The sequence below is a fragment of the Geitlerinema sp. PCC 9228 genome, assembly GCF_001870905.1.
GTDB lineage: Bacteria > Cyanobacteriota > Cyanobacteriia > Cyanobacteriales > PCC-9228 > PCC-9228.
Genome location: NZ_LNDC01000063.1, coordinates 1 through 25179, shown reverse-complemented (window position 1 = coordinate 25179; position 25179 = coordinate 1). Strand labels below are relative to the sequence as shown.

General features: G+C 47.3%; 21 protein-coding genes, 1 other RNA gene and 2 pseudogenes. 10 read left to right on the top strand and 14 right to left on the bottom strand.

All coding sequences use genetic code 11. The annotated features are described in order from the left end of the window. Nucleotides 1-13: 13 nt before the first annotated feature. Nucleotides 14-823, bottom strand: a complete 810-nt coding sequence (locus tag AS151_RS04920; RefSeq protein WP_071515934.1) for a carbon-nitrogen hydrolase family protein — start codon at nucleotides 821-823, stop codon at nucleotides 14-16. Nucleotides 824-1164: 341 nt separating this feature from the next. On the opposite strand from AS151_RS04920, the pseudogene AS151_RS21970 reads away from it, so the two are divergent. The 3 genes and pseudogenes from AS151_RS21970 to AS151_RS21965 form a co-directional block, all read left to right on the top strand. Next, nucleotides 1165-1984, top strand: a pseudogene (locus AS151_RS21970) (DUF5331 domain-containing protein); the annotation flags it as partial. A gap of 1 nt (nucleotide 1985) precedes the next feature. Further along, a pseudogene (locus tag AS151_RS04910) lies at nucleotides 1986-2402 on the top strand (hypothetical protein); the annotation flags it as partial. Between the two features lie 390 nt (nucleotides 2403-2792). After that, nucleotides 2793-2933 (top strand): hypothetical protein, encoded by a 141-nt coding sequence (locus tag AS151_RS21965; protein ID WP_170861318.1) that lies wholly within the window; start codon nucleotides 2793-2795, stop codon nucleotides 2931-2933. A 585-nt stretch (nucleotides 2934-3518) separates the two neighbouring features. Here the strand turns inward: AS151_RS21965 and AS151_RS04900 are convergent. Beyond that, nucleotides 3519-3872 (bottom strand): phage holin family protein, encoded by a 354-nt coding sequence (locus tag AS151_RS04900; RefSeq protein WP_071515930.1) that lies wholly within the window; start codon nucleotides 3870-3872, stop codon nucleotides 3519-3521. A 151-nt stretch (nucleotides 3873-4023) separates the two neighbouring features. Between AS151_RS04900 and AS151_RS04895 the strand changes: the two genes are divergently transcribed. The 3 genes from AS151_RS04895 to ssrS all read left to right on the top strand — a co-directional run bounded on the left by AS151_RS04895 (nucleotide 4024) and on the right by ssrS (nucleotide 5958). Beyond that, nucleotides 4024-4533, top strand: coding sequence for a pentapeptide repeat-containing protein (locus AS151_RS04895; RefSeq protein ID WP_071515929.1), 510 nt, complete (start codon nucleotides 4024-4026; stop codon nucleotides 4531-4533). Next, nucleotides 4524-5687 carry a 5-(carboxyamino)imidazole ribonucleotide synthase gene (locus tag AS151_RS04890; RefSeq protein ID WP_071515928.1) on the top strand — a complete coding sequence of 388 codons (1164 nt, stop codon included), beginning with the start codon at nucleotides 4524-4526 and terminating at the stop codon, nucleotides 5685-5687. The genes AS151_RS04895 and AS151_RS04890 overlap by 10 nt, the downstream gene beginning before the upstream one ends. 89 nt (nucleotides 5688-5776) lie before the next feature. Continuing rightward, nucleotides 5777-5958, top strand: a non-coding RNA gene (ssrS, locus tag AS151_RS04885) — 6S RNA. A gap of 24 nt (nucleotides 5959-5982) precedes the next feature. Here the strand turns inward: ssrS and tsaB are convergent. After that, nucleotides 5983-6615 carry a tRNA (adenosine(37)-N6)-threonylcarbamoyltransferase complex dimerization subunit type 1 TsaB gene (gene tsaB, locus AS151_RS04880; RefSeq protein WP_071515927.1) on the bottom strand — a complete coding sequence of 211 codons (633 nt, stop codon included), beginning with the start codon at nucleotides 6613-6615 and terminating at the stop codon, nucleotides 5983-5985. A gap of 513 nt (nucleotides 6616-7128) precedes the next feature. Here tsaB and AS151_RS04875 point away from each other — a divergent pair. Then, the gene (locus AS151_RS04875) at nucleotides 7129-8058 is read left to right on the top strand and encodes a DNA methyltransferase (RefSeq protein ID WP_071515944.1); all 930 of its coding nucleotides are present in this window, start codon (nucleotides 7129-7131) and stop codon (nucleotides 8056-8058) included. Here the strand turns inward: AS151_RS04875 and AS151_RS04870 are convergent. The 10 genes from AS151_RS04870 to AS151_RS04825 form a co-directional block, all read right to left on the bottom strand. Further along, complete coding sequence (locus AS151_RS04870; RefSeq protein WP_071515926.1) at nucleotides 8050-8682, bottom strand: hypothetical protein; 633 nt, start codon at nucleotides 8680-8682, stop codon at nucleotides 8050-8052. The two genes, AS151_RS04875 and AS151_RS04870, sit on opposite strands and share 9 nt — an antisense overlap. Before the next feature lie 331 nt (nucleotides 8683-9013). After that, nucleotides 9014-10252 (bottom strand): ATP-binding protein, encoded by a 1239-nt coding sequence (locus AS151_RS04865; RefSeq protein ID WP_084639407.1) that lies wholly within the window; start codon nucleotides 10250-10252, stop codon nucleotides 9014-9016. Then, nucleotides 10195-11607, bottom strand: a complete 1413-nt coding sequence (locus tag AS151_RS04860; RefSeq protein ID WP_071515924.1) for a PAS domain-containing protein — start codon at nucleotides 11605-11607, stop codon at nucleotides 10195-10197. Before AS151_RS04860 ends, AS151_RS04865 begins: the two co-directional genes overlap by 58 nt. A 545-nt stretch (nucleotides 11608-12152) precedes the next feature. Further along, on the bottom strand, nucleotides 12153-12932 hold the full coding sequence (locus AS151_RS04855) for a heme-binding protein (protein WP_084639406.1): 780 nt from the start codon (nucleotides 12930-12932) through the stop codon (nucleotides 12153-12155). A gap of 64 nt (nucleotides 12933-12996) precedes the next feature. Next, on the bottom strand, nucleotides 12997-14571 hold the full coding sequence (locus tag AS151_RS04850; RefSeq protein WP_071515923.1) for a glycosyltransferase family 39 protein: 1575 nt from the start codon (nucleotides 14569-14571) through the stop codon (nucleotides 12997-12999). Nucleotides 14572-14822: 251 nt separating this feature from the next. Then, nucleotides 14823-16796 (bottom strand): molecular chaperone HtpG, encoded by a 1974-nt coding sequence (htpG, locus tag AS151_RS04845; protein WP_071515922.1) that lies wholly within the window; start codon nucleotides 16794-16796, stop codon nucleotides 14823-14825. A gap of 174 nt (nucleotides 16797-16970) precedes the next feature. Further along, nucleotides 16971-17630, bottom strand: coding sequence for a hormogonium polysaccharide biosynthesis acetyltransferase HpsU (gene hpsU, locus AS151_RS04840; RefSeq protein WP_084639405.1), 660 nt, complete (start codon nucleotides 17628-17630; stop codon nucleotides 16971-16973). 29 nt (nucleotides 17631-17659) lie between these two features. Further along, the gene (locus tag AS151_RS04835) at nucleotides 17660-18589 is read right to left on the bottom strand and encodes a glycosyltransferase family 2 protein (protein WP_071515921.1); all 930 of its coding nucleotides are present in this window, start codon (nucleotides 18587-18589) and stop codon (nucleotides 17660-17662) included. Between the two features lie 33 nt (nucleotides 18590-18622). Next, nucleotides 18623-19648 (bottom strand): UDP-glucose 4-epimerase GalE, encoded by a 1026-nt coding sequence (gene galE, locus AS151_RS04830; RefSeq protein WP_071515941.1) that lies wholly within the window; start codon nucleotides 19646-19648, stop codon nucleotides 18623-18625. A gap of 34 nt (nucleotides 19649-19682) precedes the next feature. Then, nucleotides 19683-20615 (bottom strand): glycosyltransferase, encoded by a 933-nt coding sequence (locus tag AS151_RS04825; RefSeq protein ID WP_071515920.1) that lies wholly within the window; start codon nucleotides 20613-20615, stop codon nucleotides 19683-19685. Between the two features lie 317 nt (nucleotides 20616-20932). Between AS151_RS04825 and cobU the strand changes: the two genes are divergently transcribed. Beyond that, the gene (gene cobU / locus AS151_RS04820) at nucleotides 20933-21532 is read left to right on the top strand and encodes a bifunctional adenosylcobinamide kinase/adenosylcobinamide-phosphate guanylyltransferase (RefSeq protein ID WP_071515919.1); all 600 of its coding nucleotides are present in this window, start codon (nucleotides 20933-20935) and stop codon (nucleotides 21530-21532) included. A 65-nt stretch (nucleotides 21533-21597) separates the two neighbouring features. Continuing rightward, nucleotides 21598-22182 (top strand): hypothetical protein, encoded by a 585-nt coding sequence (locus tag AS151_RS04815; protein WP_071515918.1) that lies wholly within the window; start codon nucleotides 21598-21600, stop codon nucleotides 22180-22182. Nucleotides 22183-22189: 7 nt separating this feature from the next. Here AS151_RS04815 and AS151_RS04810 read toward each other — a convergent pair whose 3' ends face one another. Beyond that, complete coding sequence (locus tag AS151_RS04810) at nucleotides 22190-23146, bottom strand: ribonuclease Z (protein ID WP_071515940.1); 957 nt, start codon at nucleotides 23144-23146, stop codon at nucleotides 22190-22192. A gap of 287 nt (nucleotides 23147-23433) precedes the next feature. Here AS151_RS04810 and AS151_RS04805 point away from each other — a divergent pair, with 287 nt between their 5' ends. After that, entirely contained in the window at nucleotides 23434-24705 is a 1272-nt protein-coding gene (locus AS151_RS04805) for a glycosyltransferase family 1 protein (protein WP_071515917.1), read from the top strand. Nucleotides 24706-25179 lie beyond the last annotated feature (474 nt).

Genomic DNA, 25179 nt, shown 5'->3' with positions numbered 1-25179 from the left:
TCTTCAATGGGAATTAAAAGACGCGATGCTGCAAACTTGGCATCTGCCGCCGTACTTGCTCTAAATGGGAGGGGTCGATGGTGGCTATGGCGACGCCGGGGTCTTCTCCCGCATCGCTGAGGATAACTCCCCAAGGGTCAATAATAATGGCGTGACCGTGGCTTTGACGCAAGCTGTAGTGTTTGCCGGTTTGAGCGGCAGCAACGACGTAGCAGGTGTTTTCAATGGCTCTCGCTTGTAGCAAAGCCTGCCAGTGGTCTTTGCCGGTATAGGCGGTAAAGGCGGCAGGAACCAATAAAATTTCTGCTCCCTGTTTGGCTAAGTAGCGGTACAACTCGGGGAATCGTACATCGTAGCAGATGGAAAGTCCCAAATTGCCGAATGTTTCGTGGCGATAGATGGGAGGCAGGCTTTGACCGGGGGAGACGGTAGCCGATTCTTGATAGGTGTTGCCGTCGGGAAGCTTGACATCGAACAAATGTACTTTGTGATAGCGGCACACTTCTTCCCCGTCGGGGGTGTATATGACGGAGGTATTGTATACTTTGCCTTCGCCAGTGGGAACTGGGAAACTACCTCCCAAAAGAAAAATCTGAAATTTTCTGGCGACGTGTTGCAGAAATTTTTCGGTTTTCTCCGCAATTGCTTCCGCTTGCTGGAGTTTTTCCATTTCCGGACCCATAAACGAAAAGTTTTCTGGCAGGCTTACCAAAGACGCTCCTTGATTCGCTGCTAGCTCAATGAGTTCTTCGGCTTGGGTCAGGTTTTTTTCTACCTCCGGCAAGCTGTTCATTTGCACGGCAGCAACGGTATAGGGTTTCATGTACTTTTGCGTTATCTCGATTGGATAGACTTGTCGGTCAATGTCGAAACCAACTGTTTGGCAATTTACGCCATCTTCCGGTAGACGTACCGAAATCCAATGGCTAGGTCAATCTAGCTCTGGCGTTCGACCCACAAAATTTTAGCAAAACCATGTCCCCTAGAATCGCGATCGCGCCAACTACAGTAGAAATTCCTTGAGAAGTGCCGCGATGGCGCTGTTTTTCGGCTGTGGCGGCGGCTGCTTTTGGATCGCTACCGGCGCTTTCTCCCCATAGCAGCTTGCTACTTGATGAATTTTTCCGTAGATAGGTGGAAGATTACAAGTGCTGATTGGCTAGTATGATTCAGGGAAATATTGAAATAAAATCAGCACCTTTTGGGGAAACTATCATGGCTTTTTTTGAGGAATTCACCAACACGCTCCAACAAAAGTGGGTCAAATACTACCAAGACCACCACGACTGGTTAAGCTTGCACATGAAGACGGTGGCTGTTCCCACTCCCGACGGCGGCAAACGTCCTCCCTCCTACTTTATTTTGGGGGTTATGAACGTTCTCGAACCCAAATTAGGACAATTAATGCTGCCTTTCTCCCAGCTCAATCCCGATGCCGATACTTTGATTAAGGTGTTGGGTCTGGATTTCGATCCGGATATGGCTGCTGGCAAGTCTACAGGAGAACAGCCATCTACCACGAACGAATCCCCATCCTCGTCGGCAGATACGGCGGCAGCTTCTGCGGAAACTGCTGAGTCGGAAACGCCGGAAGCTGCTGATTTGGCAGGGATGTCGGCAGCGATGGCAGCGGAAACCAGCCAGCCAGCAATGCCAGAGACATCTACTGAACCGGAAGAGGCTGCTTTCGAGGATGAGGGTCTATCTTTGGAGACTGAACAGGAGGAGGCTGATGATACTGGATTGGATTTGGAGGAACCATCCGAAACATCAGAAACATCAGAAGCTATGTCGGAAACTTCCGATTTGGAATCTTTTGAAGATTGGGAAACCAGCGACTCGGATGAATCGGATGCGGCAGCTATGACATCTACCTCCGAACTGGAAGAGGATGAAATGAACCTGGAAGGGTTGGCATCTCAGGAAGAGTCTACGGATGAAGAAATGGACCTGGAAGGGTTGGCATCTCAGGAAGAGTCTACGGNTTGGCATCTCAGGAAGAGTCTACGGATGAAGAAATGGACCTGGAAGGGTTGGCATCTCAGGAAGAGTCTACGGATGAAGAAATGAACCTGGAAGGGTTGGCATCTCAGGAAGAGTCTACGGATGAATTGGAAGATGTCAATTTGGATGAACTGAGTGCGCAAGAAGGATCGGATGAATTAGAAGATGTCAATTTGGATGAACTGAGTGCGCAAGAAGAATCCTCAGAAGACGATACTTCCTCCGAAAGTGACTTGCTGGATGATGTCAATTTGGCAAGCAGTTCTGAATCGGATGATTTGGGAGATTTGGATTTAGACGCTTTAGAAGAAGACAACAACGATGAATCGCAAAAATCCCAAAAATCTAAAAATGATGACGATGATGAATTTTCCGATTTGCTATCCGATTTGCAATAGGTAAATTGTCAGAGACTCTAATTTTGCCATGACGGTAGCGAAGAATTGACCACTAGAAAATGTACTTGGCTGGAAGTATAAAACTAGTGGCTGCCATCGCAACTTCAATTGGATTCGTGGTGCGATTAGGGTGTATTTAAGAAAAAATGGCGTTTCTCTAGTTGATAACCCAAGCTTTGTGGCGGTTTTCTACGAAATCCAGGGGAATCGCTTTCGTTTAATTTCGCTCTGTCATGGCTAAGTTTTCGAGGAGGAGTATCTCGCCAAACTCAAAGAAATGGGGAATGCTAGCATCTGCGTTGGCCGATTCTATTAAAAATGCGATCGCTTTTCCAGGGGGAAAATTCCAAAAGTAAAATATGGATTTTTCCGGGTGAAGGGAAACTTTTTGTGGGTAGGGAAAACCATGGTTTTCAAGAAATAGAGAAAATGGAAAATCGCGATCGCACTGGTTTCCAAAAATCTCAATACTTGGCGTTAAAACAAACAGAGGCAGCAGTGGTAGCAGTTTCTTCTTCAACTTTTGAATAGGTAGGTAATACGAAATCCGATATTGCTAAGCCACAAACATAAACCGAACCGTCTCCCTTGTAAAGGGGGACAACAGGGGGTTCTTCCCCGCTTGCATTATCGGGTTTTGTCAGTACGGATTTGGTATCATACCATTTCTGAAAAACAATGATTTTTTGGGATTTCCCGATTCCCCTGGTAGGGGCGCTTCGCGAAGCGCCCCTAATCAAGCGTTGCGCTCCTACAAAAATGCCCCTATTATCTCTTGCAAACTATTAAGAAAATGGTATAATTCGTTCCCTACTCATTGGGTTGGTTTGTTGGCAGTTCTCGAATAAGATTTTGAGAAGTATTCTGTTTTTTGTGGCAAAATTTCATTGTTTTGGCTTTCCAAGGCATCGCCATCGATTGATTGTTTTAATTTATCCAAACGCCGATTCTGAAAAACGAGTCGATTGCAATCGCTGCTTCCTCAGGTGCCAACCAACCATCCAAAAGAACGATTTTCTTTCCATGCCACTTAATGTTTTCCACGTTTAAAATATCAAAAAGGGCGATCGCTGCGATCGCCCTTTTTCCAGTTCCCAAGAAAAACGGACAAATTGTTCAATCTTCGTCTTCCCGTTCCACCAAGTTACCAAGGATTGTCGAAACCAAAGATAGCACAATGGAGCCAACCAGTGCTGCCAAAAATCCGCTAACGGCAAACCCCGGAGTTAAGGAAGCCACCAGCATAATGGAAATGGCATTAATCACCAATAAAAAGAGACCGAGGGTCAAAAAGGTCAGCGGAAGGGTCAGCAAAATCAGCAATGGTTTCACCACAGCATTAACCAATCCCAATACCGCTGCCGCAATAATCGCGGCATTAAATCCGTCTAAGGTGATTCCCGGTACCAACCAACCAGTTAGTACCAGTGCCAGCGCTGTCAGCAACCAAGTTAAAAGAAAATTAGGCATGGTTTATCACCTGTCACCGCACTCTTCACTGATATCCTACTGCATTGGTGGGGATTTGCGTGGTCGGGAAACGCGATCGCAATGGGGCAAAATGCAGTATTCTAGAAGAATGCAAAAAAATTCCCTGCAATTAGCGAATCGGTAACTTTCTATGCGTTCTCTGTGGCAAAAATTTATATCTATCTTTGTATTGTACTGCTGTATTGGTTTGTTGTTCCCATCACCAGCACATTCTCAAGCTCAGTATTATCCACCACCCCTGTCGTATAGCAATGCCGAACTGATGGGAAAAGATTTTTCTGGTCAAGACCTCTGTGCCGCGGAATTTTCCAACGCCAACTTGGTGATGACCGACTTTCACGATGCCACCTTGCAGGGAACTGTTTTTAGTGCCTCGGTGATGACCGATGCCAATTTACAGGGTGCGGATTTGACCAATGCCATGCTTGACCAGGTAAACTTAACTGGGAGCAGCCTGCGAAATGCCATTTTGGTGGATGCCATCTTGCTGCGTACCAATTTTCAGGATGTAGATATTACCGGTGCCGATTTTAGCTATGCCATTCTTGATGGCGCGCAGGTGAGAAAACTTTGTACCAAGGCAAAAGGGGTCAATCCCACTACGAATGTAGCTACGCGCGAGTCTCTGCAATGTCGGTAAAAACAGTTGGTGTTTTAGGTGGCGGTCAACTGGCTTGGATGATGGCTGCCGCTGCCAAAGAGTTGGATATTTCTCTAATCGTACAGACGGCGAAAGAAAATGACCCGGCGACGAGTTTGGCGGCGGATGTGGTTGTGGCGGGAATTGGCGACGTACAAGCGATCGCGCAGTTGGGCAAACGCTGCGATATGATTACTTTTGAAAACGAATTTGTAGATTTGGCGGCTTTAGGCAAACTGGCGGAACAGGGAGTCTGTTTTCGTCCAAATTTATCGGTTTTGGCACCATGGTTGGATAAATACGACCAACGCTGCCATTTACAGTCGTTGGGATTGCCAGTACCAAAATTTATTACCCTGCCAGATGGCAAACCCCAAGGGGAATTTCCCTCGCCACCAGTGAAAGCTTTGGGATTGCCTGTGGTGATGAAGGCGCGTCGCCACGGTTACGACGGTCAGGGAACCACGGTCATTCAAACTTGGCAGGAGTTGGAACCAACTTGGTCGCAATGGGGATATCCGGCGGTACTGTTAGAGGAATTTATTCCATTTGAACGGGAATTGGCAGCGATCGCAACGCGTTCTGTATCGGGAGAATTTACCCTACATCCCATTGTAGAAACCCAACAGGAAAATCAAGTGTGCCGTCGCGTTATTGCCCCTGCCGATATTTCTTCGGAAGCTGCTGCTAAAATTGAAGCGATCGCGCGTACCCTCATGGAAAATAGCCAAGCCGTCGGTACATTCGGCATCGAAATGTTCTATACCCCCTCTGGGGAGATTTTGGTCAACGAAATTGCACCGCGCACCCACAACTCCGGTCATTTTTCCATCGACGCTTGCACCACTTCCCAATTTTCCCAACATTTGCGCGCTGTTTGCGACCTTCCCCTAGGCAATACCCAATTAAAAGCACCAGGTGCCGTCATGGTCAACCTCCTCGGTTACGAACACGCCACCAGCGACTACCGAGAGAAACGCCAGCAACTAGAACAAATTCCCCAAGCCAATGTTTATTGGTACGGCAAGACCCAATCTCGACCTGGTCGCAAACTCGGTCACGTCACGGTCTTGCTGGATGAAACCACAGAACCCGCCAGACGCCAGCAAGCTCTTGCTATTTCCCAAAAAGTAGAATCTCTGTGGTACGAATAGACAATTTCCCAATATCTTCCCAACTCTCACCCTCCCACGCTCGGTCCCCCCTTGTCTTTTTGCGCAAAACTTTTACAATAGAAAATGAAGTTGCCCTGCGACGTTGGTGACTGCCTCTCATGTTTTACGATCTACACTCTACATATAAGGGAGCCTAGTTGTTTTGGTGGCAGTATACCGGCTCTGACCCGGAAACTTAAAGCCAAAGCCAAGGCACCCACCTGGCCTCTTGAGGTCGAAAACAGAGGTAAAACGGCGTTGCGGGGCAACTCCCCTTTTTTTATTGCTAAATTATTTAATACGGTTTGTAGCCGTAAAACGGTATTGCTTGCTCCCAAGTGGGTTTTTCCCCTTGCTGCCACTGACAGTACGCGAGAGCGAGTAACGCTTCTACGGATTTGGCGATATTTTCTTCATTTTCGCCACGAACGAGATGGTAGTGAGAAGACCAGGTAGAAAGGGTTTTTTGCCAAGTTTCCCAAGTAACGACGCGGTCTGCTAGCAGGGTTGTGAGGGTACCAGTTTGGGGACTTTGTTTGTAAATGGCGGTGAATAAGCGATCGCCACGCGCCGGCATTTGTACGGCAATATCGGTTTCTGGGGATAAGGAAGGTTGTTGCTGCCAGTAAGCTTTGGCTAATCCCGCTAGGGTAGAGATGGCAAAAATGGGAATATCCAACTGCTGTGCCAAAACCCGCGCCGTCACGACGCCAATGCGGGTTCCTGTAAAGCTACCAGGACCTTTGGCAACGGCGAGAAAGCCAATATCTTGCCAGGTTTGCGGTTGAATGAATTCTGCCAAACGCGAATGCATCTGGCTAAACAAATCTCTGCCGACATGCCAGGTTTGCCAGCGGTTGTCGTCGGCAAAATTCGCGATCGCGATTCCCAAATCGGGGGTGGTGGTATGAATAGCCAAACCGTACATAATTTAGATTGTACCAGCTTCCCAAGCCAGTGTATCGGTAAATTTCCGCCAATCGAACGACGTATCTGATGGTACCACCAAACGGCTTTTCCGTCAGAAGCAGGTTTTGGGAGAAAAATTCTAAGGAAAGCAGCAATCTTGCGTCGATAGCAAAATAAAAATAGGTAAAATAAGCTTAACAAATATAATCTAACCTAAGCAGAATTCGGTATAAGTTTTAAGCAAACTTACATTATTTTAAAGCCCATCTAGAATATCAACTTAAAAGTTTTCTGTTGTCCAATTACACCATTTCTAAAAAACAATGATTGTTTGGAATTTGTCGATTTACCTGGTAGGGGTGCTTCGCGAAGCGCCCCTACTCACGCGAAGCGCCCTTACTCACGCGTTGATCTCCTACAGAAATCCCTCAATTATTTTTTGTATGCTTTGAATATGGGTTGACAATTTTACCCAAAAATGATAATTTAATTCGTTATTATTATTGGATGTATGCACTTCGCTCGTAATCTAATGCTGAAAATTCCTAATAACTATACTTTCTTCAAAAACGGCGAAGCTACAGGAATTCATGCTGATTGCCTTGAGTTTTTGGGGCAGCTCAGCGAAAATTCAATTCATGCTATTGTAACCGATCCTCCCTATGGTGTGAAAGAATATGACTTTGACCAACTGAAAAAGCTAAGTAAGGGCAACGGTGGCGTTTGGAGAATTCCACCTTCCTTTGACGGAAATATTCGCTCTCCATTGCCTCGATTTACGGCGCTAAACGAGCAAGAGAGATGTCAGATACGCCGTTTTTTTATTGAGTGGACTAAGACAATAATGAAACCTCTGGTTCCTGGGGGACATGTTTTTATTGCAACGAATAGCTTTCTATCCCCCCTAGTATTTGAAGCGTTATCAAGCGGAGGTTTAGAATACCGGAGTACTCTCATACGACTTGTTCGGACTATGAGAGGTGGCGATAAACCTAAAAATGCAGAATCGGAGTTCCCAGACGTTTGCTCTCTTCCAAGAGGCTGTTACGAACCGTGGGGAATTTTTCGTAAGCCGCTACCAGCTAAAATGACGTTAGCAGAGTGTTTAAAAGAATACAAAACAGGTGGGTTAAGAAGAATATCCAGTTCCATACCATTTGAAGATGTTATACCAAGCGAGCGAACACCTAAGTTTGAAAGAAAGATTGCCAACCATCCAAGTCTAAAACCTCAGTCTTTTATGAGAAAAATTGTCTATGCAGCACTTCCTTTGGGGGAAGGTATTGTTATGGATCCTTTTATGGGATCGGGTTCAACGCTTGCAGCTGCCGAAGCAGTTGGCTACTCCAGTGTTGGTACGGAACGTTTTGAAAGTTACTACCAAATGGCCGAACAAGCAGTTCCTAAATTAAAATCAATACACGCTAACGATCTAGAGGGTCAACTATCACTATCACTTTGATATATCTTCGTAAATCCAGTTGGACTTCATTTTTAACAAACCCTTATTATTGACAGTAGCGGTACTGGTTCGCCGACTTGTTTTTGAGCGACCTGAAAAATTCCAATCATCACGATTGAGCTTTGCAGCATAAACAGCTAAGAACTTAAATGGTTTTGGTTTGATATCTTTTCCTGGATCTTCTAATTTGTTACTATCAAAGCAGAAAACCATTAACCATATTGCTTCAGGGTTATGTCCTTGCCATCTAGACATATACCGAGAAGCCTTAACTTCAATGCCTCGATCTGAATATTGAACAGCATTCTGTGGAAAGACATTAATTGGAATTAAGTCTGGGTGACCATTGTGATATTGATTCTTAACTAATGAATTGCAGTATTTTGGTATGCTGAAGTTCATAAATTCTCCTACAATGCCGCTAAAAGTGGCCGGCATCAAAAAACTCTCAAGCCGTGGTATTTTCCTAGTATGTAGCTGACTGTTGATGAAGCTAAGAAAGTCTACATATTCTTCAAGTACACTTTTAATATTATCGACAGTCAAACCGTAGGGTAATTTGGCTTGAGAGTTGAATTTCTGTGGATCGGGAATAATCGGTTTACAAGCAGTATATTCAGTCATTATCTACTGGGATTCTACTTTTCAACAATTCCTCTGGTAACACGCCAATTTCCACGTTCCATTTCCCCAACGGAATTACGATGCATACCTGTACGCTTTGCAAGAACTTCTTGACTTCAATGCTTGGGTAAGCGATCGCTTAATGTTATAACCGATGGTCTCTAGAATATTTGGCATTCATTCTATTACTTCTATAGATTGATTCGTTAAGCACACAGATAATTTAATAATAGTAGCGAATTGAAATATATCAATGCCTCAATGATAAAAAATACCAAGGGTTCAACATCAATGTCAACCTCTTTTTTTTATTGGCTGAGCTTTGGTTGATTTACGAGTTGGCAGCTTGCCAAGGAAAATACTCTAGCTTCTGAGGAATTTCAATGGTAACCTGCGTTCCTTCCCCTGGCGTTGAGGAAAACTGCAAATATCCTTGATGCTGCTGGGTGATAATTTGATAGCTAATAGACATTCCCAATCCTGTACCTTTTCCTACAGATTTGGTCGTAAAGAACGGGTCAAATGCTTTCTGCTGTATTTCCTTTGACATCCCAATGCCATTGTCATCGATACACACTCGCACCCATTCCCCATCTATCTGGGTTGTGGTAATCTTAATCTGACAGGGATCGTGGGTATTTTCTTGATAGCTACGGGAAGCTGCCTTTTCATCCAACGCATCAATCGCGTTGCCAATAACATTCATAAAAACTTGATTCAAATCTCCGGGATAGCATTCTACCAGCGGTAAATCGCCGTATTCAGCGATCGCTTGAATGGCAGGTCGATAGGTATTCGCTTTCAGACGGTTTTGTAAAACCATGAGCGTACTCTCAATTCCCTCATGAATATTGACACTTTTGTACTCGGATTCGTCGAGGCGAGAAAAGTTGCGCAAGGCAAGAACAATATTCTGGATGCGTTTGGCACCGTTTTGCATGGAATTCAGTAGTTGGGGAAGGTCGTTTTGTAAGTATTCCAGGTCGATATCCTCTAAAAGGTCTTGGATTTCTGAGGTGGGTTCGGGATAGTGTTCTTGGTATGCATAAATTGCTTCTAGCAAGTCTTTTATATACCCCTGTGCGTGAATCAGATTTCCGTAAACAAAATTAGCAGGATTGTTGATTTCATGAGCTATGCCAGCAACCAACTGTCCCAAACTGGACATTTTTTCGTTTTGTACCAGCTGTGTTTGGGTTTGTTGCAATCTTTGTAAGGTATTTTCCAAATCTTGGGCTTGCTGGCGAAGTTGCAGTTCGGCTTGCTTGCGTTCGGTGATACTCATGCCAGCACCGCGAAAGCCGATATGTTCGCCGCGTTCGTTGAAAAGTAGGACGCCATTTACTTGTTCCCAAACAATCTCTCCCGAAGGAGTAATATCTCGGTGTTCTAGAGTAAAATTTCTACCATGCGCGATCGCATCTTCCAGAATAGCTGTGACCTGGGGAATATCCTCCTCTAGCATAAACTCAAACGGCGTATGTCCTAAAAGTTCGTCAGGAGAATATCCTTTTACGTCTGCTGACGTTCGGTGACAAAAGTATAAACAGCGTTGGCATCTACTTCCCATAAATATTCGCCAGCGGCTTCGCTAACATCACGCAACCTCTGTTCGCTTTCTCGCAAAGCTTTTTCGGCTTCCAAGCGATCGCTAATATCGCGTATATTTCCTTGAATCAGCATTTCTCCGTCCAAATCGATTTTTCTAGCGGATATATCCACCGGAAAAATACTGCCATCGCGGCGTTGGCACTCGGTTTCAAAGCGAACAACGCCTTTTTCTAACAACTCTTGAAAAGCCCAATTGCTGGTGGGAATTGACGATGGCGGATGCAAATACTGGATGCTTTTCTGCAGGATTTCTTCGTAACTGTAGCCAAACTGTTCTAACCCTCTTTGATTGATATCCACAATCTTGCCAGTTTCGTTAATGAGAAAAATGCCATCATTGCTAAATTGGAACAGAGAACTAAATTTTTTCTCGCTTTCCCGCAGTTTTGCCTCTGCATGGTAGCGATCGCTAATATCGCTTACCATACAAAGGACACCCACCAAATCTCCATTTTCGTCCACCAGTGGCGTATTGTGCCAATCGCAAATAATGATGCTGCCATCTTTGGTAATATTTTGGTTGATGCTGGAGTGACTGCCTTGTTGTTGTACGAGATGGTCTATACTTTGGGACACCTGCTGGATGCTACCTTCAGGAACCAGATAATCAAAAACTGGTTGACCAAGGATTTCGCTGGCACTGTAGCCAAAAATCTTTTCTGCTGCTGGATTCCAACTTTCTACACACCAATTGGCATCCAACTCGATAATTCCAATGGGATTTTGCTCTACGATTAAAGATAACCGATTGGCGCGCTGGCGATCGCGGGTATCCACAGCCACACCCACAATTTCCTCTAACTCTCCTCGATAATTGTATTTGGGTTCGTAGCAAATTTCCCAAAGAATATTGTCTATGAGAATTGTATTTGTATGCGGTCTTTCTGTTTTTTGTTTCGCCGCAGCTAAAAAATTATCTATATAACCAAAAAGCCAATCGGCGCGCTGACCGAGAAGTTGGCTGGGGTCTGCCGGCAAACTCGGTAAAAATAACAATCCTTTGCCTTCTAGCAGGGTCAAGCAGCCGTGGCTGTCTGTGGCAAAGAAAAACATAGAGACCGTATCCGCCGCGATTGCACTTATTTTCTCTTTTCTAAGCAAATTCCAAAATTCATCTTGCTTGGATTTTACACCTTGTTTTTCTTGCAAGCAAGCTTGCAGGCGCTGGTTGGCAGCTAGAAGGCGCTTTTCCTTTTCTTGGTATTTGGCTACTTCTGACTCCAACTGAGAAATGCGTCGGCGTAGTTGTCTGGTTTCCTCGATAGAAGAACCATTGACATTGTTCGTCTTGGGGTTCATATATTCGCTAGACATAAACTGACAGACTCAAAAACCAAAGCTTCTACGTTTTCCCCAATTGATAAAGCGAAGGCATCGCCTGTATCCCCCAAATCCATCTCCCTTCACCGAAAAAAATATAGAGAGAGCTTTTAAAATAGTACCCGTAAATCTAATTATATAAAAACTTTGCTTGGATTGGACCAGTTTACTTATGAAAACTCAATCAAAATCAAAATCCCCTTTACAATTATCACCAAATCTTAATAATATACCAATTTGGAAGATCCAAAAGATATTTTTCCATGAGAAACGCTTAGCGTGGAGACTCCAACGCTGGCAAAACTACGCCTCCTCCTATTAAAAAAACAGCGATTGTCTGGAATTTTCCGAATCACCTGGTAAGAGCGATTTGCGAAGCTTTCTCCTACAAAAATCCCTCAATTAAGGTATAATATACCAACAATAGTGGAAAAAGCGCCAAAATCTCCCCTAACTGCTTTTTCAGAACATTAGGGGAGACAAAAAATCTTTGTTACTCTAACTAGCCGCAGCCTACCTCACCAAATGAGATAGTTTGACTATGACTCGGGACCAGTAGGATAGGTTTTCGGCAATTTTTCACCAATTTTGGTGGTTCCCGGCGCGCATTCTGGGTGTCCCCAACCGCTAGCGCTGTCTTTCTGACCCGTCTCGCTATCGATGGCAATATCGTACACAATATTATCATCTTTGGTGGAACTAACCCCTTTGGGAACGTTATCCAAATTCAAATTGTAGCGAACCTTCCAAGCAATAATATGGTCCGCGCAAGAATAATCGCCACTGACTCCCAAGGCCCCTAATAAGGTGCCTTCTGAGTCATATAAAGGCAAACCGCCGCCAAATACATTTACACCACCAATTCTTTTACCAACCATGGGGTCGTTGGCCGTACCAATGTTTTCCACAGGACCAGCATAGGCGACATTGGGGTTTACTGGATTGCTAAATTGCAAACCAAACAGCGTTTCTCCTGGTTGTACCGCGGAAAATAAATTGGCCGTGGAAAGCGCCAGCGCTGGTAAACTAAAAGCATTGGCAGTATTGGCTTTTTGGGCGGCAATGACCCGACTTCCCGGCCATTGGTCGCCGCGGTTGGTTCCTGTATACACAACTGCTTGAACGGTACCATCGCGGTCAACTACCGTTGCCCACATGTTCAATCCCAAACCACCGTTATCTTCGTTGACAACTTCTTTGAGAGTGGTTCGCAGTTCGCTGTGGGTGGGTAAGTTGCTAGCTTGTACGGGAGTAGACCAAACCAAAGCTAGCAAGAGGGTTGCTATGCAGATTTTGCCCAGCAAGCGCCAATTTCTCATAATTTTTCAGGAATTCTAACAACAGCCGTCCCCAACATACAGGCTATGGGATGGGAACACAAGATTACGGTTGGGAAACGGTTTGTACTTGCAGCAGATGAAAGCGACGCTGGTGGAAAATTGTTTGCAAGGTCAAGTTGGGTCGGTCTTTGGCGGCTTGCGACAACCAAGGTGCGGGAGAGAATATAAATAGATTATCGAACTTTGTTGTCGGTAGGGGCGGGAAATTGGGTTGGCGGAGTAGCAACAAATGTATGTTGGGTCGCAGTGAGTGACTTAGTGCCAAGATACGACAGGCGAAACTATCGCTGAGGCGGGTGGAATCGTCAGCAATGAGGAGGGGATGGCTGGCTTGGTTGACAATTTCGGCAATTTCGGGATTGTATTTGCTTTTGATTGGTCCTTGGTTCCACCAAAACTCCGCTGGTACAATGGCCAAACAAGAACCTACGCCGCTGAGGGTAAATGCAAGCGCGATCGCGAACCAACGACCGCGATGTTTTTGATGGGAAAGTGTGGTTTGCAGTTGGGTGGCTAGCAGGTAACTAACGGAAATTTGAAAACCAAGGTAGGCAGGTAGTAAATAACGAGGTTGCACGGAACGCAGACCACCAGATAAGATATCGAGAATCATGAGTGGCAATCCCCCCAGGGCAATTCCTAAAAAGACAAATTGCCAAGTTGGATTGCTGCTGTGGCGGTAGAGAAAATAAAGGGAATAGAAAACCACCAAAAGCAATAAAATAATGGAAAGGTGGGAATTTTCGTATCCTTCGTTAAAGTCGTAAAAGAATCGGCTGAGGTTGAGAAACCAACGGTCCAGGAGAAAGGTAATATTAGAATCTTGGGAGGTCCACGCTAGGGTTGGCTTTACCTGCTGGAAATGGTGGAAGGTGATTTCTATCCAAGGGGAAAATAATGCGATCGCGAGGACCGTTGTGCTAAAATAACGGATGATTTGTTTTTTGGGCGTGGCTTGTAGGAAAATAAATATTGCATACGCGATCGCCATGAATCCCGAAAACGGAAACGTATAGAAACTCACCGCCAGCAATCCCGTATAAATTCCCCAATTTCGCCAGCGGGGAATTCGCAAAGCACGCAAAAACGCCGCATGGGTTAGCAAAAGCAATCCCGTCCACAAACTGTATTCCTTCGCTTGTTGGGCGTATAATAAATGAAACGGTGAAATGGCCAGCAAAGCCATTCCCACCATGGCTACCCATCGCGACCGAAACAATTCCCATCCCAGCCATGCCATGCCGGGGAATACTAGCAAACTGAGAACCGCTGACAAACTCCTGACAGAATCAAAACCGATTTGCAACCAAGCCCGCGCCATTAGGTAAAATAAAGGGGGATGTTGGGGAGATTCCACAGCAAGCGATCGCCAGGTATCGGCAAAACTGGTGTTGCCATTGGGAAACTGATACTTTTGCAAATCGGCAACCCTGAGGATTTCACCGTTAAATGTTTTTTCGATAACGCCGGCTTCGGTATAGCCAGCCACCCGCAGCAGGGTATAGGCTTCGTCTACCCAATAGGTTTTTGCCTCGATGTTGGCAAAACGCAGAACAATCCCCAAGGCCAACAAAAATAAAACCGCAGCGACCATCCAACGAATTTGGCGATGGAACAAGACTGTTTTTTCCAATTGATAGTAAGTTCGGTTTGATGATACCTGAAATGGCTGAAGGTGGAAAAGGTGGTGTTGGAGTGCCACTGCTGCTGGCAACTGGCTGTTTCTGGAGGAGCTTGATAAAATCCTGGTGGTGCTGGTAAGTGATATCGATCGCCAAGTATTTTATTTTGCCTAGAAAAAAATAGGAGAAATGGGGAAAGTAGGGAGAACTTCATTCCTCCCACACCCCCATGCAGGAACGCAACTAGCTAGCCATTAGCTTTTTCTGTCAAGCGAGTCAACACCTGGTTGGAACGTTCCACAAAAGATTTCATACCTTCAGCATCAACCCCTTTTTGCGACATTAACGCCAAATCGTACAGATGCTGGCATAACATATTCGCCAGTTCTTTCGAGGGAGAACTACCGCCACCTTGGATAATAGAACTTTGGCTTAACTCAGCTAAATTCTTAATCAACGGATGGGAAGTATTCACCAGGAGAATGTGATTGTCGGGAAGCTGGGAAATATCCTGACCCATCATAGCACTCATATCCCGCAGGCGACGCATGGATTCCGGCAGCAGAATCATCACCGGCGGGGTACTATTGGGGTCTTCGCCTTTGACGGCTTCTGTGCGAATTTGCAGCTGCGGCTGGTTGATGGCGTTTTGGAACAGTTCTTTGAGTTGTTCGTTGCGGGTTTTCTGGCTGCTGGCATCGACAATTTCCGAATCTTGGTCTTTGTCGATGAGTTTGTCGTCGATTTCCGCGTCTACACGGGAGAATTTCACATCTTGGTATTCCTTCTCTAAAAAGGAAATAAAGTGGGGGTCAATGAACGAATCCATGTACAGGACTTCCAAACCCTGACTTTTATGCAGTTCCACGAAACTGGCTTGGGTTACTGGGTCGCTGCAGTAGAAAACTTGATTTTCGTGGCGGTCTTGGTTGCGGTCTAGATATTCTTGCAGGGTGGTGTAGGAGTCTCCTGTATTAGAGGTAGATTGGTTGGCTTCTTGCCAGGCATCTCCCGATTCCGATTGTACCTGAACTTCCGGTTGTTCTGGCGAACCCAAGTCGGCGGTTGTTTTGAAGATGATAATATCTTGAACTTGGTTTTTGAATTTCTCGTCGTTGATGCAGCCGAATTTGACGAAAGTACCGATGTCTTGCCAGCAGTCGATGTATTTTTGCCGGTTTTCTCGATAGAGAGATTTGAGGCGATCGGCGACTTTTTTGGCGATAAAATCGCTAATACGGCGAACTGTGCGGTCGGTTTGTAGGGAAGTACGGGAGACATTGAGGGGAATGTCGGGACTGTCAATAACCCCTCGCATGGGAAGTAGGAAGTTGGGAATGATGTCTTCAGTGCGATCGCTGACGTAGACTTGATTGCAGAACAGTTTAATTTGGCTTTTGGTAACGTCGATGTCGGGTCGCAGTTTGGGGAAGTAGAGAATGCCGTTTAGCAGGAAGGGATAGTCGGTGTTGAGGTGAACCCACAACAGGGGTTCTTCTTGATAGGGATACAGGTAGCGATAAAATTCTAGATAGTCTTCATTGCTTAAATCTTTGGGAGATTGCCGCCATAAGGCTTTTTGCCGGTTGATTTGTTCGCCATCGAGTTTGATGGCAATTGGCATGAAGTCACAGTATTTTTTTACCAGTTGCTTGATGCGTTCTGGTTCTAAATATTCTTTTTCTTCTTCCTGTAAATGCAGGGTGATGGTAGTTCCCCGTTGGGTTCGAGAAGAGTCTTCTAGGGTGAAAGCGGGAGACCCGTCGCAAACCCAGTGGACGGCTTGGGCATCGGGTCGGTAGGATAGGGTATCAATTTCGACGCGATCGGCTACCATGAAGGAAGAATAAAATCCCAAGCCAAAGTGACCGATGATTTGTTGGTCCGAACCGGCTTGGTATTTTTGAATGAATTCTTCGGCGCTGGAAAAAGCCACTTGGTTGATGTATTTTTTTACCTCTTCGGCGGTCATGCCGATGCCATCGTCGGTGACGGAAAGGGTATTATTTTCTTTGTCAATAGAAATTTGGATTTCGCCGTCCCCCACTTCTCCGTTTACGTCTTCCGAATAAGATACCATCTTGACTTTGGAGATGGCGTCTACGGCGTTGGAGATTAATTCCCGCAAGAAGATTTCGTGGCTGGAATATAGGGACTTCTTGATAATGGGAAATATATTCTCGGTATGAATGTTTATGTTGCCTTGTTCTAGGACAGTCATATTCTCCCCAGCGTAACTTCACGTACTTTAAATTTTGGGCGATCGCGCCGCATTTGCGTGGCCGGGATTGCCCCTACTTGGAGATTCGGATATCCGTATGCGCAGGGGAATTGGGAGTGGAAAATCGGATCGCACCCCGATGGCTTCCATCGTACAATAGTTCATGGCAGCGTTTCAGGATGGCTGGCTGCCGTTTTCTGTTGGCGAACCTGGCGATGCTTCGCGAAACGGACGCGGATACATGGGTTTGCAAGGGGTTCCCCAAGCAACGTAACCGGCGGGAATGTTTTTAAATACGCTGCTGCGCGCCCCAATGGTGGTATTGGATCCAATTTGCACCCCTGGTCCCACAAAACAATCGCTAGCCACCCACACGCCGTTGCCTATGGTAATGGGAGCGACCATCAGATGGAAATAGCGATCGCTCAAATCGTGGCTGCCGGTACACAAGTAAGATTCTTGGGAAATAACGCAATGGTCGCCGATGGAAATGTGGTCCAAGCTGTACAGAACCACATCATCTCCCAACCAGCTGTAGTCCCCAAGTTTGACTTTCCAGGGATAGGTTACTCGAACGGTGGGTCGAATAACGGTTTGCTTGCCAATTTTAGCGCCAAATCGCCGCAGCAACCAGCTACGAAAGCCGTTCCACGGGTGGGGACTCAGGGGAAATGCGATCGCTTGAACCAACCACCACCAAAAAACCAACCAAGCCGGACGTCCGCGGTCGTACCAAGATTGGTCGTACTGGCTTAAATCGACTTTGGCGGGGGATGTGGTGTCGATGTCCGCTTGAGAGATTCGATCGAAATTTGTACTCACAATTTTCGCCATTTGTACTTGGTTTGGAGGGAATTTTGCCTTTATTGGCTGGGTTCTTTCTGGGTGGCTGTGGTTTTCTCGTCGCCGACTGCCACATTCAGCTGTCCGCCAAAACGACGCAGTTCGTATAGTTTTACGCCAATTTGGTATTCGTACTGGCTGAGCAATCGTGCGTAAATCAACCCAGCCCTGCCATCTAAAAGCCCCAATTTAATAATATAAAACCAAATGAAACGTAGTAAAGGTTTCCCAGGCAAACGTACCCAAATCAGTTTGAGGAATCGCTTGCGTTGGACCGCATCTCCGAAAAAATCAGCGCCAATGCTATCGCTTTGCTGTTTTCCCGACAGCAAATTGTAGTACACCCTAGCTTCCCAATTAGAGTAGCGGTTGTGGCGTTCGATCCAGTGGTAAATATCCCGAAAATCTTCGTGGATCATATCGTTTTTGAGATAACCTACCTGCGCCGGCAACACCACGTGTTCGTGGACTTCGTTGTCGCCGGTATTGGGAACCCCTTCCGTACCTAAATTTTCATAGCGACCCAGGCGGTGGCGAAACAGCCGCAAGTTCCAATCGGGATATTTGCCGCCATAGCGAATCCATTTGCCTAAGAAAAAGACCCGGCGGTTGAGGTAGTAACCGTTGTATTCGCTATTTTGAATAGCCTCGGCCATTTCCTCCCATAAATCTGGCGTGATGCGTTCGTCGCAGTCTACAATGAGAACCCATTCGTTACGAAAGGGCAAATTTTCTAGGGACCAGTTTTTCTTTTTCGGCCAGTAACCGTTAAAGTGGAATTGGACTACCTGAGCGCCGTAGCTTTCGGCAATTTCCACCGTGCGATCGCTGCTTTGGGAATCGACCAAGAAAATTTCGTCAGCCGGTTCTAAACTGTTCAAACAAGCTGGTAAGTTAGCTTGTTCGTTTTTGGCGGGAATGAGAACAGAAATGGGGATTTTGCCGGACATAAGTATGCTCTAATATAGTTGTACGAAGGGAACCTAGGTTTTGCCAGTGGAAGCAGCCAGCGCGCTGTGGCGTTTTTGATGCCACTGCCAGGCGTGGGCGATAATGCTTTGCAAGTCGGCGTATTGGGGTTGCCAGTTGAGGATTTCTTTGGCTTTGCTGGCGCTACCTACCAACATAGGTGGGTCTCCCGGACGGCGATCGCTACTTTTCACGGTCAAATCCACCCCAGTCACTTGTTTGGCCGTATCAATGACTTGCCGTACCGAAAACCCATTGCCATTGCCTAAATTAAACACGTTGGAGGTTTCTTGTTGGCGTAAATATGCCAACCCCAAAACGTGCGCATCTGCCAAATCGCTAACATGGATATAATCGCGCACGCAAGTTCCATCATAAGTGGGATAATCGCTGCCAAAAATACTGACGGAATCACGAATTCCCAAAGCAGCAAATAAGACCAGGGGGATTAAATGGGTTTCCGGGGTATGGTCTTCTCCCAATCGCCCTTGCGGGTCGGCACCAGCGGCATTAAAATAGCGAAAACACACGGATTTCAACCCATAGGCCGTGTCAAAGTCGCCTAAAATGCGTTCCACCATCCATTTGCTGTTTCCGTAGGGATTGATGGGATGTTGGGGATGGTCTTCGGGAATGGGAACTGTGGTGGGAATGCCGTAGGTGGCACAGGTGGAAGAAAACACCAGCTTGTTTACATTGGCAGCCACCATCGCTTCTAATAAAGCCAGGGTTCCTACCACATTGTTTTCGTAATATTTGGCTGGATTTTCCACCGATTCCCCGACATAGGCATAGGCGGCAAAATGCATCACTGCTTCAATGGAATAAGTTTGAAACAGACGATCGAGTAAAGCGCGATCGCTGGTATGGCCCACAATGAGATCGACACCCAAAACCTGTTCCGCCAAATCGCGGTGACCGTAAACCAAATTGTCCAGGACTACGACGCGATAGCCAGCATTTTGCAGCGCCAATACCGTATGGGAACCGATGTATCCAGCGCCGCCGGTAACTAAAATGGTCGGTGGTTGTTGTGACACGTTGCCTCGTTCCAAAACTGCGATCGCCACTAGGTTACAAATCTTTTTCCGGTACGAACATGCCTTTGACCAGATAGGTTAAATACCCCAACTGTCCGTAGGCATACACCAAGTTTTCAAAGCGTCGGTCGGGATGGTTGACATTTTTGATGTATTTTACCAACCCGCGCAAAAAACGTTCGCCGCCGCGGGAAATGCGACCGGATCCCGTTTCCCCAGAAAGTTCTTCGCGGTAGTATTCGCTAATCCCTTGCCACCAACCGCGATTGAGAAACCAACGTTTGTTCACGCGATTGGCAAACACTTGGTGAGCAACCACAGCTTCGGGAAGGTAAGCTACTTTCCAGCCGCATTCCATGATGCGTTGGGTCATGTACAAATCGCCATTGGAGAGCAATTTTTGGCTGCCAGAACGGTCCAGTTTGAGGTCGAATCCCCCCACCTGTTCCCAGACCGACCGACGTAGGGAATAATTCAATCCCCGCGGCGTCAAACCGGGATGGTCGATATAGTGCAGTTGGTCGCCCAAATCGTAATCTCCCAAGTTGCCAGCGAGGTTTTTGGAAAGCCAGGCAGGGGGGTGCAAGTTCTGGGGCCATCTTAGGTCGATTTTACCGCCTGCTGCCCCCACAGCGGCATCGTTTTGGTAGACGGCGTAGATATGCTGCAGCCAAGTAGGCGTGGCGATCGCATCGTCGTCTAAGTAGGCGATAATGGCAGCGTTACTTTCTTTCACGCCCCGATTGCGGGCAAAGTTTAGCCCCAAATTTTCTTCGTAAATGTACCGCAAACGCGGATTGGGCCGTCTGGTTTCTACCACCTGGCGGGTTTGGTCTGTAGAAGCGTTGTCTACCACAATAATTTCAAAATCTTCAAACTCTTGCGCTAGCAAACTATCTATGGCTTCCCCTAGATAGCCGTCGCGGTTGTGCGTGCAAATAACAGCAGAAATTTTAGGCTCTGGCATGGGTCTCAATGGAAAGATCGAGATAGCGGTTTGAAAGGGGATTTGGCGTTAGCTTGCTGCCGGTGGGCAACTTGCGCCCGTCTCAGGTAAGCAGATGGCACCGTCCATAGCACTATAGCTATTTTAGATCGGGCTGTTTTTGTTTTATCTCAATATTGGCTGGTACGCCAATTGGGAAACCTATTCGCCTTGGCGATCGCTTTCTGTGTCAAGTACACCCCAGCAGGTGGTGGGTACGGGAAAATTTGATTTGATTGACGATATCTTTAATGTTGATTTAAGCTCGCAGCGTTGCAAATGGATCTATTTTAAAAGGTATGAGTTTCGCCAAAAACGACAACTTCCCCACGGCCAACCGCAATGTCGTTTTGGTAACCGGGGCGGCGCGTTCGGGAAAAAGTGAATGGGCAGAAACTTTGGCAATTCAAGGGGGAAAGCCCGTTATTTACGTGGCAACTGCCCGAGTTGATTGGCAAGATGAAGACTGGTGCGCCAGAATTGAAAAACACCAACAAAGACGACCTGCTCACTGGCAAACTTGGTCGGTTCCGGTAGCGTTGCCGGACGCGGTCGATCGGGTAGATAGCAATTATTGCCTGTTGGTGGATTCGTTGGGTACGTGGGTAGCCAATTTCCTTGATGCCAACGAACGTAGCTGGCAAAGCTGGCAGAATGCCTTTTGTAGAAGTTTGGCAAATGCTAGGGCTGATGTGATTTTGGTAGCAGAGGAGGTGGGATGGGGTGTGGTTCCCCCTTACCCGCAAGGGCGTCATTTTCGCGATCGCTTGGGAGAGTTGGTTCGCCGCGTGGGGGCAATTGCCCATCCGGTTTATTTAATTGTTGCCGGGCAGGTTTTAAATTTGAGTGTTTTAGGATTTCCCCTAGCCATCCAACCGTCGGACGAGGGGAGCGACTAGAAAGATTCGATAAGATGAAATTAGAGCCATGGAAAAGTCAAGATTGAAATAGGAGTGCAAGCAAAATGGCTGCACAAGATACCGTGAAAAAATACTTAGCCTATTGGTTTCAGTTAGGCAAGCGAGTGTTTCTACACAACGGTCGGGAGGCGATTTGCCCTAGTTCGGTGATTCGTGGCGATCGCTACAGTCAAGAATTCGAGCAATGCTGGCAGTACATTTTGTCTCCCGAAAGTGGTGATTGCTACCTAGAAGCCACCGAAGAAACCATTGACGAATTGCTATCTTCGGCATGGGAAATCGTGCGTTGCGCCCGCTGTACCATGCCGGTTCCCATGCCTACTCGGGGAATGTCGCCGGCGGCTTGCCCTTGTAGCGATTTGCCTGAGTGGCCAAATACAGAAGTGCCCTTTCCCCGGGAACCTGTCAGTACCCAACAGCGACTCCAACGCATTCGCGATCGCCTGCAACAGGAGTGCCAGGAAAGTGACGATGGTGACTCCCAACTCAGCCCTGCAGAAATTTCACCGCCATCGAGTGCCCCCACAGCAGCGGACCTGCCGGAAAACAACGCTGTCAGCCAGCTGATTCGGGAATTTCCCCTCTGCTGCCAGCACTTAGAGGACGATTGTAACTCGGCGGCGCGTTAGGCTTTGGTTAGGCTTCTTTTTCGGCGATCGCTACCTGGCGGCGAGGTACCTCGTAGGTGAGGAAATCGCGGGCCATAATGGTCTGGGGAAAGATGGCTCGCGCCTCATACAACAAATCTTCCGGCTGAATAGAATTACCAGGGGCATATCGGGGACTAAAATGCGTCATGATTAACTGTTTGACTTGAGCAGCTAATGCCACTTGTGCTGCCATAGTTGATGTTGAATGCAAGCGTTCAAAAGCCAAAGGGGCATCCTGGTGAGCAAATGTAGCTTCGTGAATCAGAACATCGGCATCTTGTGCCAGTTCCACCGCGCCTTCGCAATAAATCGTATCCGTACAGTAAACCACCTTTCGCCCCACCTCTGGCGGTCCACACAAATCTGCTCCCCGAATGCAGCGACCGTCGTCGAGAGTAACAGTTTTCCCTTGTTTGAGTTTGCCATATACCGGTCCTGGGGGAATGCCCAGGGCTTTTGCCTTGGCCGCATCAAAGCGACCGGTGCGGTCCTTTTCTTCAATGCGGTAGCCAAACGCCGGAATGCGGTGGTGCAGTCGCCCTGCGATCGCGCGATACTCCCTATCTTCAAACACCACCCCTGGTTTGACCTGGTGAAAGCGAATGGGAAAAGAAAAATGGGTGTGGGAGTAGCGACAGCAAGCATCCAAATATGCTTCCAAAGCCGCCGGACCGTAAATATGGATTTCGTGGGGCATACCTGCCAACCCGCAGCTAGCCAGCAATCCCATCAACCCAAAAATATGGTCCCCATGCATGTGGGTAACAAAAATCCGAGTAATTTGGCTGCTTTTCAAATCGCTGCGCAATACTTGATGTTGGGTACCTTCCCCACAGTCAAACAACCAAATTTCCGCCCGCTGCGGCAAACGCAGGGCAACACTGGAAACATTCCGCGCTCGGGTAGGGACACCAGAACTGGTTCCTAAAAATGTGATTTGCACGCTGCTTTGACTCAACCATTGTTCGCCAGCCTATTTATTTTAAAGTGTTTTCGCAGCATTTGCCTAGGGGTGGGCAAGGAAGCAGCCAGAACTTCTAGCCAACGACTTCTTCTTTTCCCATCTTCTTCGATCGCTCGATCGCTTTGGGAGCGGGTACCTTAATTTTTGGCGGCAGACATAGTATCCTGGCAGACAAGGTACGGTCTTGTGTCGCGACTCGTTGAGGAAATAGAAAAAATGGGTGGCATGCACCCAGCAAAATACCAAAATACGAAGGAGAAGGTATCATGGCCCAGCAAGATGCCCCTAGTATTGCCCTGATTTCCGTCCATGGCGACCCCGCCATTGAAATCGGCAAAGAGGAAGCTGGCGGACAAAATGTTTACGTCTATGAAGTGGGAATGGCTTTGGCGCAGTTGGGGTGGCAGGTTGATATGTTTACGCGCTACGCCGATGCGCGAGACGAACCTGTGGTCGAACACGATCGCAACTGTCGTACCATCCGCCTGGTGGCTGGTCCCAAAGAATTTGTTCCCCGAGACGAAATTTTTGACTATTTGCCCGAGTTTGTGGAACGGCTACAACAGTTCCAACAGGAAAACGGCCGACAATATCGGCTGGTACATACCAACTACTGGCTGTCGGCGTGGGTGGGGATGGAATTGAAACGCCGCCAAGCTTGCCAGCAAGTGCATACCTATCATTCTCTAGGTGCTGTCAAGTATCAAAATGTCAGCGATCGCCCACCGATTGCCGATACGCGGTTGCAAGTGGAAAAAGAATGCTTGGAAACTGCCGAACGCATTGTCGCCACCAGTCCCCAAGAAAAAGAACACATGCGATCGCTGCTGTCTGAGAAAGGCCAGATCGATATTATTCCCTGCGGAACCGATATCCACCGCTTCGGTCATATGAACCGCAACGAAGCGAGAAAACAGCTCAATATTGCCCCCGATGCCAAAGTTCTCTTTTATGTAGGACGGTTCGACCCCCGCAAAGGCATCGAAACCATGGTCCGCGCCGCCAGTCGTTCCCAAATTTTGCAAGAATTCGACGGCGATGTCCACGTGATTGTGGGAGGTGGCTACCGGCCGGGAAAAAGCGATGGCAACGAACGCGATCGCATCTGTGGCATTGCCACCGAACTCGGTATCGACGGTATCACCAGTTTCCCCGGTCGCATTGCTGACGAAGACCTACCCACCTATTACGCCGCTGCCGATGTGTGCGTCCAACCCAGCCATTACGAACCTTTCGGTTTGGTAGCCATCGAAGCCATGGCCAGCGGGACGCCGGTGGTGGCTAGCAATGTGGGGGGATTGCAATTTACCGTGGTTTCCGAGGAAACGGGTTTGCTATGTCCTCCCAGGGATGAGGTGGCCTTTGCCCAAGCCATCGACCGGATTTTGGCGGATAAAAGCTGGCGCGATCGCTTGGGAGAAAATGCCCGCCATCGGGTAGAATCTATGTTTAGTTGGGAAGGGGTAGCCAAACAACTGAGCGATTTGTATGCCCAGTTGTTGGAGATGCCCGCAACCACCACACCCGGCACCCAGTAACTGTTCTGGATGGCGAAAAGTGTCTCTAAATCGGAAAAAAGCCATTGGTAGATTGGGGCGGTTGCACCTCAAAATAAATAGGCAGAGGATAACTGTTGCTGTTCATCCCGCTGTACGACCCAAAACTGTTCCGGCTGCGGTGCAATAGTCCTTCCACACGGACCCATATTTGCGCCTTGTGGGTCTCGGTCTGGGGGTCTGCGGCTGAGGAAACTAAGTAACTGCTGGCTTGCTGCTACCCAACTTGCAAGTGACGCCAGAGGGTGGGGGGTTCCCAGACTGCGGTTTTTTTCTGTGTGCAGCGATCGCTGGATGTCTGTCTGCTGGCAAAGTTTTTTCCTCAGAACGGCCTCTCTAGATCGCAGTGGCAATGGAACTTGTTTTTTTACCGCATGAATCGGGAGCTTGAAAGCCCTGACTTTTTAAAGCAGGGATGAAAAGCGACCCGTGCGACTTTAGCCGCCGTCAAAATCA